The sequence below is a fragment of the Woeseia sp. D3-10 genome (assembly GCF_055809415.1).
Map to the genome: position 1 here is coordinate 1,973,528 of NZ_JBVVTW010000007.1, position 15,246 is coordinate 1,988,773.

12 protein-coding genes are annotated in these 15,246 nt (G+C 60.1%); 11 read left to right on the top strand and 1 reads right to left on the bottom strand.

Annotation, left to right across the window (positions count from 1 at the left end):
• Positions 1-49 precede the first annotated feature (49 nt).
• From mnmG to AC0L8N_RS09355, 5 genes are all read left to right on the top strand, one after another.
• Positions 50-1,954: a tRNA uridine-5-carboxymethylaminomethyl(34) synthesis enzyme MnmG gene (gene mnmG, locus AC0L8N_RS09335; protein WP_473667369.1), complete on the top strand. Its 1,905-nt coding sequence runs from the start codon at positions 50-52 to the stop codon at positions 1,952-1,954.
• Positions 1,955-2,038: 84 nt separating this feature from the next.
• Positions 2,039-3,670 carry a peptide ABC transporter substrate-binding protein gene (locus AC0L8N_RS09340; protein WP_473667370.1) on the top strand — a complete coding sequence of 544 codons (1,632 nt, stop codon included), beginning with the start codon at positions 2,039-2,041 and terminating at the stop codon, positions 3,668-3,670.
• Between the two features lie 24 nt (positions 3,671-3,694).
• Positions 3,695-4,636 (top strand): ABC transporter permease, encoded by a 942-nt coding sequence (locus AC0L8N_RS09345; protein ID WP_473667371.1) that lies wholly within the window; start codon positions 3,695-3,697, stop codon positions 4,634-4,636.
• Entirely contained in the window at positions 4,633-5,484 is an 852-nt protein-coding gene (locus tag AC0L8N_RS09350) for an ABC transporter permease (protein ID WP_473667372.1), read from the top strand. The genes AC0L8N_RS09345 and AC0L8N_RS09350 overlap by 4 nt, the downstream gene beginning before the upstream one ends.
• Complete coding sequence (locus tag AC0L8N_RS09355) at positions 5,481-7,292, top strand: dipeptide ABC transporter ATP-binding protein (RefSeq protein ID WP_473667373.1); 1,812 nt, start codon at positions 5,481-5,483, stop codon at positions 7,290-7,292. The genes AC0L8N_RS09350 and AC0L8N_RS09355 overlap by 4 nt, the downstream gene beginning before the upstream one ends.
• Here AC0L8N_RS09355 and AC0L8N_RS09360 read toward each other — a convergent pair.
• Positions 7,280-8,608, bottom strand: a complete 1,329-nt coding sequence (locus tag AC0L8N_RS09360; protein ID WP_473667374.1) for a YdgA family protein — start codon at positions 8,606-8,608, stop codon at positions 7,280-7,282. The genes AC0L8N_RS09355 and AC0L8N_RS09360 overlap by 13 nt on opposite strands.
• A 184-nt stretch (positions 8,609-8,792) precedes the next feature.
• On the opposite strand from AC0L8N_RS09360, the gene AC0L8N_RS09365 reads away from it, so the two are divergent.
• The 6 genes from AC0L8N_RS09365 to AC0L8N_RS09390 all read left to right on the top strand — a co-directional run bounded on the left by AC0L8N_RS09365 (position 8,793) and on the right by AC0L8N_RS09390 (position 15,246).
• The gene (locus tag AC0L8N_RS09365; RefSeq protein WP_473667375.1) at positions 8,793-9,413 is read left to right on the top strand and encodes a c-type cytochrome; all 621 of its coding nucleotides are present in this window, start codon (positions 8,793-8,795) and stop codon (positions 9,411-9,413) included.
• Positions 9,414-9,433: 20 nt separating this feature from the next.
• Positions 9,434-10,393, top strand: a complete 960-nt coding sequence (locus AC0L8N_RS09370; RefSeq protein ID WP_473667376.1) for an MBL fold metallo-hydrolase — start codon at positions 9,434-9,436, stop codon at positions 10,391-10,393.
• Positions 10,394-10,403: 10 nt separating this feature from the next.
• Positions 10,404-11,402: an acrylyl-CoA reductase family protein gene (locus tag AC0L8N_RS09375; RefSeq protein WP_473667377.1), complete on the top strand. Its 999-nt coding sequence runs from the start codon at positions 10,404-10,406 to the stop codon at positions 11,400-11,402.
• Between the two features lie 274 nt (positions 11,403-11,676).
• Entirely contained in the window at positions 11,677-12,570 is an 894-nt protein-coding gene (gene prpB, locus AC0L8N_RS09380) for a methylisocitrate lyase (RefSeq protein WP_473667378.1), read from the top strand.
• 25 nt (positions 12,571-12,595) lie between these two features.
• A complete protein-coding gene (prpC, locus tag AC0L8N_RS09385) occupies positions 12,596-13,717 on the top strand; it encodes a bifunctional 2-methylcitrate synthase/citrate synthase (protein ID WP_473667379.1) in 1,122 nt (373 codons plus the stop codon).
• Between the two features lie 80 nt (positions 13,718-13,797).
• Positions 13,798-15,246 carry a bifunctional 2-methylcitrate dehydratase/aconitate hydratase gene (locus AC0L8N_RS09390; RefSeq protein ID WP_473667380.1) on the top strand — a complete coding sequence of 483 codons (1,449 nt, stop codon included), beginning with the start codon at positions 13,798-13,800 and terminating at the stop codon, positions 15,244-15,246.

Here is a 15,246-nt window from a genome sequence, read left to right on the forward strand (position 1 = left end):
GGGCCGACGATTAGAATCCGCCCTCCCGGAGCTTGCCTGTCGAGTCCCCATGTCCCAGCAACAGCAATTTGATGTGATCGTCGTCGGCGGCGGCCATGCCGGCACCGAAGCGTGCCTTGCGGCGGCGCGCTCGGGCGCGCGCACGCTGTTGCTGACGCATGCCGTGGCAACGCTGGGCCAGATGAGCTGCAACCCGGCCATCGGCGGCATCGGTAAGGGCCACCTGACCCGCGAGATCGACGCGTTGGGCGGTGCGATGGCCCGCGCCATTGATCAGGCCGGCATCCATTTTCGGACATTGAATGCCAGCAAGGGACCGGCCGTGCGCGCAACCCGTGCACAGGCCGACCGCGACCTGTACCGGCAGGCCATACAGCGCATCCTGCTCAGCCAGCCCGGTCTCACGATCGTGGAACAGCCGGTCGACGACCTGGTGGTCCGCAACGAAAAAATCGGCGGTGTGGTGTGCGCCAACGGCGATCGTTACACCGCCGCAGCCGTGGTCCTGACGGTAGGCACCTTCCTCGGCGGTCGCATTCTGATTGGTCAGACCGAGCGGCCCGGCGGCCGGGTCGGCGATCCGCCCTCAATCCGACTCGCCGACCGGCTGCGCGAACTGCCGTTCCGGGTAGCCCGTTTGAAGACCGGTACGCCACCGCGCCTGGACGGCACCACCCTCAATTACGCCTTGATGGATGAACAGCCCGGGGACGAACCGGTGCCGGTGTTTTCATTCCTCGGCAAGCGCGCTGAACACCCGCGCCAGATCAGTTGCTTCATCACCCGAACCACCGAGCGTACCCACGACATCGTGCGCGGTGCGCTCGATCAGTCCGCCATGTACAGCGGCAAGATCGAAGGCGTTGGCCCTCGCTATTGCCCATCAGTCGAAGACAAGATCGTTCGCTTCGCCGACAAGAGCTCGCACCAGATCTTCGTCGAGCCGGAAGGCCTGACGACCAGTCTTGTTTACCCGAACGGCATTTCGACCAGCCTGCCGGAGTCCGTGCAGGAAAAATTTGTGCACTCGATCCCGGGTTTCGAGAATGCCCGCATTACCCAGCCCGGTTATGCCATCGAGTACGACTATTTTGATCCGCGGGATCTGAAGCTAACGCTGGAAACCCGGTTTATCGGCGGTCTGTATTTCGCAGGGCAAATCAATGGCACGACGGGTTACGAAGAGGCCGGCGCACAGGGTTTGCTCGCGGGCCTGAATGCGTCCCGCCATTCGCGCGGTCATGCAGGGTGGCAGCCCGCCAGGCACGAAGCGTACCTCGGCGTGTTGGTCGACGATCTCGTGACCCGCGGCGTCAGCGAACCGTACCGTATGTTCACGAGCCGCGCGGAATACCGCCTGATGTTGCGCGAAGACAATGCCGACCAGCGGCTGACACCCATCGGCCGTGATTTTGGCCTGGTGGACGAAACACGTTGGCAGACCTTCAATGACAAGTGTGCGGCCGTGAAGACCGAGCGTTCACGTCTCGCCGGCATCGTGCTGCACCCGGCGGCCATGACGGCTACGGACAACGAGTTGTTAAGTTCGCCGTTGCAACGTGAGGCAACCGCCCTTGACCTGATCAAGCGGCCGGAATTGAATCACGCCAGTTTGTGTTCGCTGTCGGCCGTTGGCCCCGCGGTCTTCGACACCCTCGCAGACGAAGTTGCAGACCAGGTCGCGCTAGCCCTCAATGTCGAAGCGAAATACGCGGGTTACATCGAGCGACAGGAGCGGGAAATTGCGCGCCATGCCCGTCAGGAAACGCTCGCGCTGCCCGCCGATATCGATTACTCGACCGTAACCGGGCTGACCACTGAAGCACGGCAGCGTCTCGAGGCCGTGCGGCCGCAAACCCTGGGTCAGGCGTCGCGCCTGGAAGGCGTAACGCCATCTACCATCTCCCTGCTGCTTATCCACCTCAAAAAACAGACCTTCCGCCGCAGCGCCTGAGGGTGTAAAAACTGCGACGCGGTTGCCACCCGTTGCCAGCATTTGCGCTATGCTCACGTGCCCCGGGGCTGGGAAAACAACAACTTGGAAGCCAAGCACCACAAGCTGAGCTCATGGTTACTGACGGCTGTTGCCGTGTTGGTTGTGCCGCTGTTGTTCGCTTGTTCCGGACCGCCGGACACGGCAGGCTCGCTCCTGAACCGCGGCGTCGGACCGGAGCCGGAGTCACTGGACCCGCACCATACCCGCACGACCCAGGCGCACCGCGTGCAACGCGACTTGTTCGAGGGGCTGGTCGGTTATTCCGCCGATGGCACACTGATCCCCGCCGCCGCCGAACGCTGGGAAATTTCCGAAGACGGCAGGACCTATACTTTCTGGATCCGTGAAAGTGCACGTTGGTCCAACGGTGACCCGGTTACCGCTGATGACTTTGTTTACAGCTTTCGGCGGCTGGTCAATCCGGATACTGCCGCGTTCTACGGTGAGTTGCTGATCGCCGTTACAAACGCGCCAGCCATCATCGAGAAACAAAAGAGTGCCGACACGCTCGGCGTTACCGCAGTGAACCCGCGGCAACTGCAGATTCAGCTCGACTACCCCGTACCGTATTTCATTGGCCAGCTCGCATTGGTCAGTGCTTACCCTGTGCACGCAGCGAGCATTGCCGAACACGGCGACAGTTTCGCGCGCGCCGGCAAGCTCATCAGCAACGGTGCTTATCAGTTGCAGACCTGGGAGCTGGGCTCGTTCATTGAGCTTACGCGTAATCCGCATTACTGGAATAACGCCGCAACCCAGATCGACCGGGTTCGGCATCACGTGACCGTCGAGGCGAGCGCCGAGTTGTACCGATACCGTGCGGGCGAACTCGATATCACGGCGGTTGTACCGTCGGAGGCCTATGCGCAACTGGCGGAAGACCGGCCCGATGAACTGCGGGTGGCGCCGTTTCTTGGCACGTACTTCTACGGCTTCAACCTCATGCAGGAAAAGCTGCGCGATAACCCGAAACTGCGCGAAGCACTGTCCATGGCCATAGACCGCGATGTGTTGACCGAGAAAGTGACTGCGCGTGGCGAGAAACCGGCCTGGAGCTGGGTGCCGCCCGGCATCACCAACTACGAGCCGCAACGTTTCAGCTATGCGGATATGCCGCGGGCAGAGCGGCATGCGGCCGCACGCGCGCTGTACCTGGAAGCTGGTTACGGGCCCGATAATCCGCTGCAAATAGAAGTTCGCTACAACACCGCCGAAACGCACGAGCGTTTGGCGCTCGCGATTCAATCCATGTGGCAAGACGTGCTTGGCTTCGAAGCAACTCTGATCAACGAAGAGTTTCGCGTCCTGGTAACCAACATTCGTGAAATGCGCATTACAGAGTTGTTCCGCTTGAGCTGGAACGGCGACTACAATGATGCGCATTCATTCCTGAGCATTTTTGAATCCGGTAATGCGTCTAACCTTACCGGCTACCAAAACCCGCGGTTTGATGAGCTGATGCAAGAGGCCGCGCAGCAGGTTGATCCGCAGGCGCGGCGGCAATACCTCGAACAAGCCGAACGGGAGATGCTCGACGATCACCCGGTAATCCCGCTCTACATTCATGTCAGCAAACACCTGGTAAGTCCGCGTGTACGTGGCTGGCAAGACAACGTGCTCGATTTTCACTACAGTCAGCACCTGAGTTTGCGCGACAGCAACGACCCAGAATAACGCGCGACAACCATGGGTAACTGAATGCACAGAACGGGCGCCATTCGCTTCGCCTTGTTTCGCCTGTTGGCTGCGATCCCGACCTTGTTGCTGGTCATCGCTATCGCATTCCTGATGGTGCATGCCGCACCCGGCGGCCCGTTTGACGAAGAACGCCGGCTGCCGGCCGAGATCGAAGCGAACATCGCGGCGGCCTATCACCTCGACGAATCGCTCCCCGAACAATTCTGGCGTTATCTTTCGGGACTGGTGCAGGGCGACCTCGGCCCCTCCTATCGCTATCGCGAATACAGTGTTGCGGAACTCATCGGTGCGGCGATCCCTGTTTCTCTGGCGCTCGGTGCGGTTGCGATGCTGCTGGCTTTGCTGGTCGGCGTCAGCGGCGGGGTGGCTGCCGCGCTGGCACACGGAAGTCGTCGCGATCGCATTGTCTCCGCACTCGCGATGAGCGGCATTTCATTGCCGGTATTCGTCATCGCTCCGGCGCTCTTACTGTTTTTTGCTGTTTATCTCGGCGTGCTACCGGCGAGTTGGAGCGGCGCAGACGGAGGGGCGTCGCGGTTCGTGTTGCCGGTGATTGCGCTGGCCTTGCCGCAGATTGCGTACATCACACGCCTGACCCGCGCGAGCATGATCGAAGTGTTGAACAGCGATTTCATTCGCACCGCGCGCGCCCAGGGCCTGCGAACCGCAAGCGTGGTCCGACATCATGCGCTGAAGCCCGCCATGCTGCCGTTGTTGTCGTACATGGGGCCAGCTATTGCGGGCATCCTTACCGGTTCGGTGGTCGTTGAACAAATCTTCGGAATTCCGGGTCTTGGGCAGTTGTTCGTTCGAGCGGCTCTTAACCGCGACTACACGCTCGTTCTCGGCAGCGTAATTTTTTACGCGACGCTGGTCATACTGCTGAACCTGCTGGTGGATATGCTGTACGGCTTTCTCGATCCACGGATACGTCAGCGATGAACCCGGCGATACAAAGACTCACAGCGCGTATTACGTCGAGCCGCACAGTGCGTGCCTGCGGACTATTACTGATCGTCATTGCCGCCTTTGCGGTGCTTGGTCCACTCGTTTCCCCGAACGACTTCCGTACAGCCGACTTCGATTTGCGGTTGGCGCCACCGACGCTGGATGGGCTGCACCTGTTCGGTACTGACGATCTGGGCCGTGATCTTTTTGTGCGAGCAATGATGGGCGTGCAGATCACACTGGTCGTTGCGATCGTCGCGAGTCTGGTCAGTTTGCTTATCGGTGTGGTGTACGGCGCTATCGCCGGTTACGTCGGTGGCCGTGTGGACGCACTGATGATGCGTATTGTCGATGCCTTGTACGCGTTGCCATTTATCTTCCTGGTTATTCTGTTGATGGTCGCGTTCGAGAGAAATTTTTTGTTGATATTCGTCGCTATCGGCGCGGTCAACTGGCTGGATATGGCGCGCATCGTTCGGGGCCAGACGCTCGCGTTGAAGGAACGGGAGTTCGTCGCTGCGGCCCGGGTTAGCGGCGTGTCAACATCGAGAATAATTTTCCGGCACATAACCCCGAACTTGCTGAGCGTTGTGATCGTGTACGTTACCTTGACAGTGCCACAGGCAATTTTGATCGAGTCGTTCCTGAGTTTTCTTGGTCTCGGAATTCAGGAACCGCGAACGTCACTCGGCGCGCTGGTTGAAGGTGGGACCGGGCACATGGAACAAGCGCCGTGGGTATTGCTCCTGCCGGCAGTGTTGCTGGCGATCATTCTCTACTGCTTTAACTTTCTCGGCGACGGACTTCGCGACGCGCTCGATACGACGGAGCACGACCGGTGACCCTGCTCCATGTCAGCGACCTGCAGCTTCGTTACGGCCAGAACACCGTGCTGCAGGACTTACATTTCACTGTTGAGCGCGGTGAATCAATCGGCCTGGTGGGTGAGTCCGGCAGCGGTAAGTCGCAAACTGCGCTTGCGCTAATGGGCTTGCTGCCAAACGGTGCCGAGCTCCAGGGCAGCATTGCATTTGCGGGCACAGAACTGCGTGGCGCCGGTATGGACACGTACAACAGTGTCCGCACCCGCCGCATGGCGATGGTCTTTCAGGATCCGTCGCAGGCACTGAATCCGTACCTGACCATCGGTGCTCAACTGCAACGCGTGTTGCTGGAACACAAGCTGGCAGCAGGCGCTGCGGCGGTAAGCCGCGTTACTGACATGTTGCGACAGGTTGGTTTGCCGGATCCGGCGCGACAGTTGCGGGCTTATCCTCATCAATTGTCCGGCGGCATGCGTCAGCGAGTGATGATCGCGGCAGCCTTGCTGGGCGAGCCCGAGTTGCTCATTGCGGATGAGCCGACCACGGCGCTGGACGTAACGGTGCAGGCACAAATTCTTGACCTGCTGGCGGAATTGCAAGCGCGCTACGGCAGTACCTTGTTGTTGATCACTCACGACCTCGGCATCGTCGCCGGCATTTGCGGGCGGACGCTCTTGCTTGATCAAGGTCGCATCGTTGAGGCGGCGGACACGGCGGCATTTTTTGCCGCACCGAAACACGCGCGTGGCAAATTGATGCTTGCCGCGAGCCCGGCATTGCATGACATCAAAACGGTGTCGCCGTTGCCCGTGACGGCGCCGCTCATTGAAGTGCTTGATGTCAATGTCAGTTACTTCAGCAAGCCGTACGGCGCTGTCTGGAAGCGTGATGAAATCAAGGCAGTCCGCAACGTCAGTTTTGAGGTGCAGCGAGGCGAAACGGTCGCGTTGGTCGGTGAGTCTGGATCCGGAAAAAGCAGCCTTGCCCGCGCGTTGCTTGGCTTGCAGCCGCCCGCGTCGGGGCGCATTCGTATTCTTGGTGCTGAGCTCGAGGCTCTGACCGAAGACAGGCATCAAACCCAACGCCGCGATATGCAGCTCGTGTTTCAGGATCCACTGGCATCGCTCGATCCGTCGATGCGGGTAGCGGCCATTGTCGAAGAACCACTGCGCGTGCACGAACCGCGGATGGCGGCGGCAGAACGCCGCGCTGCCGTTGCCACGATGTTGCAGCGAGTCGGATTGTCGGGTGCGATGGAAAGCCGGTTTCCGCAGCAGCTGTCCGGCGGTCAGGCGCAGCGGGTTGCACTGGCGCGCGCGCTGATAGTCATGCCGAAATTGCTGGTGCTCGACGAAGCCGTGGCCGCGCTCGATGGGGAGGTTCGTGCCGACGTGTTGCGGCTATTGCGCGAAGAACAATTGGCACGGGGTTTGTCGCTGTTGTTTATCTCGCACGACCTGAGCGTGGTGAAATCGATAAGTCACCGGGTGCTGGTGATGTACCTCGGCACAATATTCGAGCACGCGGCCAGCGAGCAGTTATTCCGTTGGCCGCGCCATCCGTATACGCGTGCCTTGATCGATTCCGTGCCGATTCCGGACCCGACGGTCGAGCGGCATCCGGCGGCCGTACCCGGCGAAGTGGCATCCATTGCCGCGCCGCCCGCCGGCTGTCGATTTCATCCGCGCTGCGCGTACGCCGAGGAACGCTGCCGATCGCGAGTGCCACCGCTGTGCAATGTGGAGGGTGCCTGGGTTGCCTGCCACCGCGTTGGCGAACTGGACTTACGTTTGCCGCTGACCAGTAATCACCCTCAATCGTCCTGAGCACCCAACAGGGGAATAGGTATCGGCGCGCCGTTAATCGTTGCGAGGCCTTTCGCATATGCGGCATGCATGACGTAATTGTCGCCGTCGCGGCGCAGGAAACCGGTGGCAATCAACGGTTGTAGTTGCAGGGCCAGGTCCGGCATTGCACTGACCAGGTTGACGGGCAATTCGACATCCGCTTTGCCATCGAGCACGAGCAGCAGGCCCGGCCAGCTGCGCAGACGGTCTGACGCGGGTACCTCCAGCGCCATCAGGGCCGCGATCACGCCATCGTCGGTTTCCACGCGCAGCTCGTCGATAGTCAATTTGCTGCCCGCTGACAACAGCAGACGCAGTTCTTCATCGGCCTGCGCATAAGTGAGGTCATTCAGTGCAGAAGGGTCGGCAGCAGTGGTCGACATCCGGCGCAGCACGGGCCGCAGAAAGCGTGCTTGCAGCTCACTGACTGAAGCCTGCAGATGGACATCTTGCTCACCGCGCGCGCCGTTCAGGTCGGCTATGTCCAGACGCAGACTGCCGTTGAATAAGTCGTCCTTCAGTGCTGATTCCGCGTTCGCCGTCAGTGCCGACCAGCGCAGCTCCGAACCCGCCGTCTGGCGTATCCGGGTGTCCGTGAGTTCCAGGTTGAACGAGCCAACGGCGATACCCCATTCGCTCATGACGATATCCGTGACGGATGTCAGGCTGGCGAAGGACAGCGCTTCGTCGCCAAGGTTGATGGACCAGTCGACCAGCTTCGCCTCGGCGCGCAATGCGCTGCCGTCGGTACTGCTGGTGGCATAGATGTCTGCCGAGGCCCAACTGGCGGCAATGCCATTGGCCTCGCGGCGGTCGGCTGGCAACTGGTAGTGGAAGCGAGCCGAGCCGTTGATGCCGAGCCGGCTGACCAGCTTGCCCGGCAGATCGACAGTACGTCCCGGCGCCAGCTCGAGACGCAGGGTGGACAGTCCGCTCGCGATGGCCGGTAACAACGAGCTGGCTTCACGGCCGATAGCTCCGAAGGGCAGCAGCCCATGGTCGAGCCGGGTATCAATCAGCAACACCGGGGTCACGCCGGCTTCCGCGGCCGAGCCGGCCATCGCGAGTGCCAGTTCGGCCAGCTCCGGATCGGTGATCGGGACACGGTATTGGCCCGCAGAGGTGAACCAGCCGCGTTCGAAGCGGGTCGTGTCGACAGCGAGTTCCGGATCGCGGGCTTCGGCAAAGTCTATTTGCTTTTCAATAGCGCGTTCAGCCAGGTGACCGACGATCCCGGGCGATATCAACAACAACCCGGCCAGCGCCAGCAAACCAACCAACAACCAACGTTTCAAGGACAACCTCCACGGTCACACGGGGGCAGGGCCGTTTCGCGTGCATGCTAGCACGCGGTTTCACGGTGGCAGTTTGCGAAATCGGCACACCGTCTCTGGAAATACGCCGCCGCTGCCACTAACATAGCGGCCTCCTATTGTGTCGGGCACGTCGTCCGACCATCGTAAGTGCCGGAAACCCAACGTGAATATTGTCAACAGATACGCCGCCCTCGCCGCTGCCGTGCTTGCATTCAGCGCGCTTGCTCCAGTGACCGCCTACGCCGATGGCAATCCGGAGCAGGGCGAACAGCTCGCCTATACGTGCATGGGGTGCCATGGAATCCCTGGCTACCGCAATGCCTACCCGTCTTACCGGGTGCCAAAACTGGGCGGCCAGAAAGCCGCTTACATCGAAACGGCGCTGAAGGCATACCGCGATGGCAATCGGCCGCACCCAACGATGCAGGCGCAGGGCGAAAGCCTCTCCGATCAGGATATCGCTGACATAGCGGCCTATTTCCAGGGCGCAGAAATGGCGACCGACACAGTGACGGCTGATGACATCGCCGGGCTGGATGCCGCTAAAACCTGCCTTACCTGCCACGGTGCGCAAAGTGCCGGTATGGTACCGACGCCTGCCACCTTGTCCGGCCAGCATCAGGATTATTTGATACACGCACTTGGACAGTACAAGAGCGGTGAGCGCGCAGGCACGGTGATGTCCGCATTTGCCGGCATGCTGAGTGACGACGACATCGAGGCTATCGCTCGTTTCTACAGTCGTCGCGACGATGGCGTACACACACCGGACAAGTCCGACTGAGCAACGACAGCGGAGATGCCATGACGACGGCGCGTAGTACGCATCTCGGTCATGGCATTACGGCAGTGGACACGGACTACGTCCGGCCACTGCTCGCGGCGAGCCATCTCATCAATGAAGGCGGCCGCTGCGCCTTCGTTGACACCGGCAGCAACCACAGCGTCCCGTTTCTACTGGATGCGCTCCGTCAGCAGGGCCTTCCGCCCGCGGCGGTCGACTACGTTTTTCTGACCCACATTCACCTGGATCACGCGGGCGGCGCCGGCTTACTTATGCAGTCGTTACCCAACGCGCGAGCTGTGATACATCCGCGCGGTGCGCGGCACATGATCGATCCCTCCAGGCTGATCAAAGGCTCGCAGGCGGTCTACGGCGATGACGTGTTTGCCAGCTTGTACGGCAAGTTGCAGGCGATCGACAAGGCGCGGGTGATTGTTGCCGAGGACGATCAACGCTTCGATCTCAATGGTCGCGAACTGCATTGCTTCTACACCGAAGGCCATGCCCGGCATCACTATTGCCTGCACGATGCCAAGGCGTCTGCGGTATTTACGGGCGACAGTTTTGGTGTGTCTTACCGGGAACTGGACACAGCCAACGGTGAGTTTATTTTTCCAACAACGACCCCGGTTCATTTCGACCCGCGCGAAGCGCATCGTACGGTGGACCGAATCGTTGCACTGGCACCAGCCCAGTGTTTGCTGACGCATTACAGCAGGGTGACTGATATTGCGCGCCTTGCAGCCGACCTGCACCAGTGCCTTGATGACTTCGTTGCCATGGCCGAGTCCTGCCGAAACAGCGCGACGCGCACATCGAGTCTTGAAGCGGCCATGTTCGACTATCTGCGTGATCGTGCTGCCCGGCACGGATTGGCGCATGATGAGGAGCGCCTGCGCGCCGTCATCGGCATGGACGTCAAACTGAATACGCAGGGACTGGAACACTGGCTCGAACACGGATCACCGTCCGACCGCTAGAGGATTGCCAATGAGCAGCACACAGAGTTTTCGCGCCTACCGCATCGACAAAGATGACGAGGGAATCAAAACCGGGTTTTGCGATCTCGGTCTGGACGACTTATCAAGTGGCGACGTGGTGATCCGCGTCAGTCACTCAACGATCAACTACAAGGACGCGCTGGCAGCGACCGGTGCTGGCCGGATTCTGCGCAGCTACCCGCTGGTCGGCGGCATCGATCTGGCCGGAACCGTCGAGCCGAGCGAGAACCCGGCCCTTGAACCCGGCACCCGGGTGGTGGTTAACGGCTGCGGTCTGAGCGAAACCCGCGACGGCGGCTACGCGGAGTTTGCCCGCGTGCCGGCCGATTCGGTAATCACGTTGCCGACCGGCATCAGTCAATTGCTGGCGATGCAACTTGGCACGGCCGGTTACACGGCGGCGCTGGCTATTCATCGGCTGGAACAAAACGGCCAACTGCCGGAAAACGGCCCGATCGTGGTCACCGGTGCAACCGGCGGTGTTGGCAGCATTGCAATCGACATGCTGGCCGGTCGTGGCTATGAGGTTGTTGCTGTTACCGGCAAAGCCGAGCAAGCCGACTACCTGAAGTCGATAGGCGCACAGCGAGTACTGCTGCGCGATGAAATTGATTTCGGCACACGGCCAATGGAGAAAGCGGAATGGGCGGGCGCCATCGATAATCTGGGCGGCGACGTCTTGTCCTGGCTGATTCGCACCACTCAGTACGGCGGCAATATTGCGAGCATCGGGCTTGCAGCGAGCCACGAACTACAGTCCACGGTTCTGCCTTTCATACTTCGGGCGGTGTGTTTGCTCGGTATCAATTCGGTGGAGACCCCGCGCTTGTTGCGGCAGGCCGTATGGAACCGGATAGGCGGCGATCTCCGGCCGCAGCACCTTGAGGCCATAGCGACGGAAACCGTGGCGTTCGCGGATCTGCCGAAGCATTTCCAGCGCTTCATCGACGGCAAGGTTACTGGCCGTCTGGTTGTCACAATTCCCTGAGCCGCTTTATCTGCCGTAGTGAGTCACCGCCTGGCGTTTTTCCGCCCGGATCTCCCGCTGCCTTTAAGCGGCAGCGATTAGTACGAGTGGTAGATTATTCGCCGCCATGCAAGCGCGTTCAGCGGCCTGCGCGCCCAACCACCATTTGGGAAACGCCTGTTCGGTAGTTTAGAATCCGCTGCTCCGGGTCCCCCTACGTGCATCGCTGGCCAATAAGCCGCTGGCTGGCGCGCAGCTCCCGGTTTTAATCTGCATTAGAATTTGGAGCAACGTGATGGCAGCAGGTGGCAGCAAACGGTTTTGGCAGGCTCTTGATGAGGAGCGGCCGCTGCAAATTGCCGGCACGATCAATGCGTACGCGGCGTTGCTTGCTGAGCGGGCGGGCTTCAGGGCGATCTACCTGTCCGGTGCCGGTGTCGCCAATCACTCCTTCGGACTCCCCGATCTGGCGATGACTACCCTGAACGATGTCTGCGAGGACATCCGCCGAATCACTTATATCAGTGAGTTGCCGTTGCTCGTCGATGCCGATACTGGCTGGGGCAGCGCCTTCATGATCGGCCGCACCGTCCGCGAAATGGCGCGCGCCGGTGCCGCTGCCTGTCACCTCGAAGACCAGGTTGCCGTAAAGCGTTGCGGCCATCGGCCGGGCAAGGCGCTGGTCGACAGTCGCGAGATGTGTGATCGGATCAAGGCCGCTGTCGATGGTCGGGATGACGAGCAGTTCGGGATCATGGCGCGTACGGACGCGCATGCGGTTGAAGGCCAGCAAGCGGCCATCGATCGTGCCGCTGCCTACGTGGAGGCGGGTGCTGACATGATTTTCGCTGAAGCACTGACGACCCTTGACGAATACCGCGAATTTACAACGACGATCAAGGTTCCGGTGCTGTCGAACCTGACTGAGTTTGGCCAGACCCCGTTGTTCACGCTCGACGAACTGGAATCCGTCGGTGTGCGCATGGCGTTGTACCCACTCAGCGCCAGCCGGGCCATGGCCGCGGCGGCGCAGAAGGTCTACGAAACCTTGCGCCGCGACGGTACGCAGCAAGCAGTCATCGAGCGGATGCAGACCCGGGCGGAGCTGTACGAGGTTCTCGGCTACCACGACTACGAACAAAAACTTGACCAATTGTTCGCCGAACAAGGCAGCAAGCGCGACAACTGAAATTCGCACCGAGTGAGGAATTAAAATGGCAGCAAGCAAGAAAACAGGTGGACTCGCGGGCGTTGTTGCGGGTGAAACAGCGCTGTGTACTGTCGGTAAGGAAGGCGCTGGCCTTACCTACCGCGGCTACGATATCTACGATCTCGCCGCCAACGCCCGCTTTGAGGAAGTGGCCTATTTGCTGATGCACGGTTCGCTGCCGACTCAGGCTGAGTTCGATGCTTATATCGCGCGCCTCAAAACCTTGCGCGGCCTGCCCGATGCATTGAAGACAGTGCTGGAAATGGTTCCGGCGCACGCGCACCCGATGGATGTACTGCGCACCGGTGTGTCGATGCTCGGCAATCTTGAACCTGAAACCGACTTTTCATTGCAGGCTGACGTGGCGGATAAGTTACTCGCCTGTATCCCGTCAATGTTGTTGTACTGGCATCGCTTTCATACCGACGGCAAACGTATCGATGTGGAAACCAGTGACGACAGCGTCGCCGGACACTTTCTGCACATGCTGCACGACAAACCACCGTCGGCGTTGCACCAACGTTGCCTGGACACGACGCTGATCCTGTACGCGGAACATGAGTTCAATGCATCGACCTTTACCGCGCGGGTCATCACCGGCACTTTGTCCGATTTCCACTCGGCGGTAACCGGCGCTATCGGCGCATTGCGCGGCCCGTTGCACGGCGGCGCCAATGAAGCTGCGATGGAGCTAATCCAGAAATTCTCCTCACCCGAGAAAGCGACAGCAGGCGTGCTTGGCATGCTGGAACGCAAAGAAAAAATCATGGGCTTCGGTCACCGCGTTTACACAACTTCGGATCCGCGTAATTCCGTCAACAAAAAAATGTCGAAGCAACTGGCAGAAGAGGCCGGTGATACGCATCTTTACGACGTATCTGAAGCGGTTGAGACCGTCATGTGGGATCAAAAAAAATTGTTCGCCAATGCGGATTTTTTCGCTGCCAGCGTTTACCACTACATGGGCATACCGACGTACTTGTTCACGCCGATCTTCGTTTGCTCCCGGATCACGGGCTGGTCCGCCCACATCATGGAGCAACGTTCGAACAACAAACTGATCCGTCCAGGCGCGGATTACATTGGTCCCGCCCTGCAAACCTGGGTGCCGATAGAAAAGCGTTAGGCGCGACCACGGTACTGACAAACATTCCGTTACAACCCGGCGCGGTTGCTACCGCGCTGCAATTATTTTGAGGAAGCTTCATGTCCGGACACGACATCCGCTCGGCCGAACGGCCGGAACCCGATCAGGTCCTGCGCGACATTGCCGACTACGTTTGCAACGACAGCATCGACTCGGCACTGGCATACGAAACTGCACACTACTGCCTGCTCGACACGCTGGCCTGCGGGTTTCAGGCGCTGGATTATCCGGCTTGCACCAAACTGTTAGGCCCCGTTGTGCCAGGCGCAACTTTGGCCGGCGGCGCGCGGGTACCGGGTACCTCGTATGAGCTGGATCCGGTGCAGGGCGCGTTCAATATCGGCGCCATGGTGCGCTGGCTGGATTTCAACGACACCTGGCTCGCGGCCGAATGGGGTCATCCGTCCGACAACCTCGGCGGTATTCTCGCAACTGCCGATTACCTCAGCCGCAAGCATCGCGCTGAAGGCAAAGACCCGCTGACGATGCAGGACGTGCTGACCGCCATGATCCGCGCCCATGAAATTCAGGGCGTGCTGGCACTCGAAAACAGCTACAACCGGGTCGGTCTTGATCACGTGTTGCTGGTGCGCATTGCGTCCACCGCGGTGGTTACGCGGATGCTCGGCGGCAATCGGGACCAAGTCATCAATGCGGTCTCGAACGCCTGGATAGATGGCGCCGCGTTGCGCACCTACCGTCATGCGCCGAACACCGGTTCACGCAAGAGCTGGGCGGCAGGCGATGCCACGAGTCGCGCAGTCCGCCATGCGCTGATCGCGATGACCGGCGAGATGGGCTACCCGTCAGCGTTGACCGCGAAGACCTGGGGCTGGTACGACGTACTGTTCAAGGGCAAGCCGTTCGCGTTCACGCAACCTTACGCAAGTTACGTGATGGAAAATATTCTGTTCAAGATTTCCTACCCGGCCGAGTTCCATGCACAAACCGCTGTAGAGTGCGCGATGCAGCTGCATGGCGACGTGAAAGACCGTATCGATGACATTGAGAAAATCGTTGTCGAAACTCAGGAGCCAGGTGTTCGCATCATTGACAAGACCGGACCACTCGATAATCCGGCCGATCGGGATCACTGCATCCAGTACATGATTGCGGTGCCATTGATCTTTGGTCGCCTGACCGCTGCGGACTATGAGAACGACGTCGCTTCGGATCCGCGGATCGACCGGCTGCGGGGCCTGATGGAAGTCAGCGAGAACAAGCAATTCACCAAAGACTATTTTGCCGCCGACAAACGTTATATCGGTAACGCGATCCAGGTTTTCTTCAAAGACGGAAGTTCCACCGCCAAGGTCTCCATCGACTTTCCGATTGGTCACCGTCGACGCCGCGACGAAGGGATACCGGTGCTCAAGCAGAAGTTTACCGACAGCGTTTCTGGCAAACTGGCGGCAGGTCAGTGGCAAGCACTGGCAGAGCTGGCTGCAGCGCCGGAACAACTGGCGAGTACCGCAGTCGATGACTTCATGGCACTTTTGGTTGCCTGA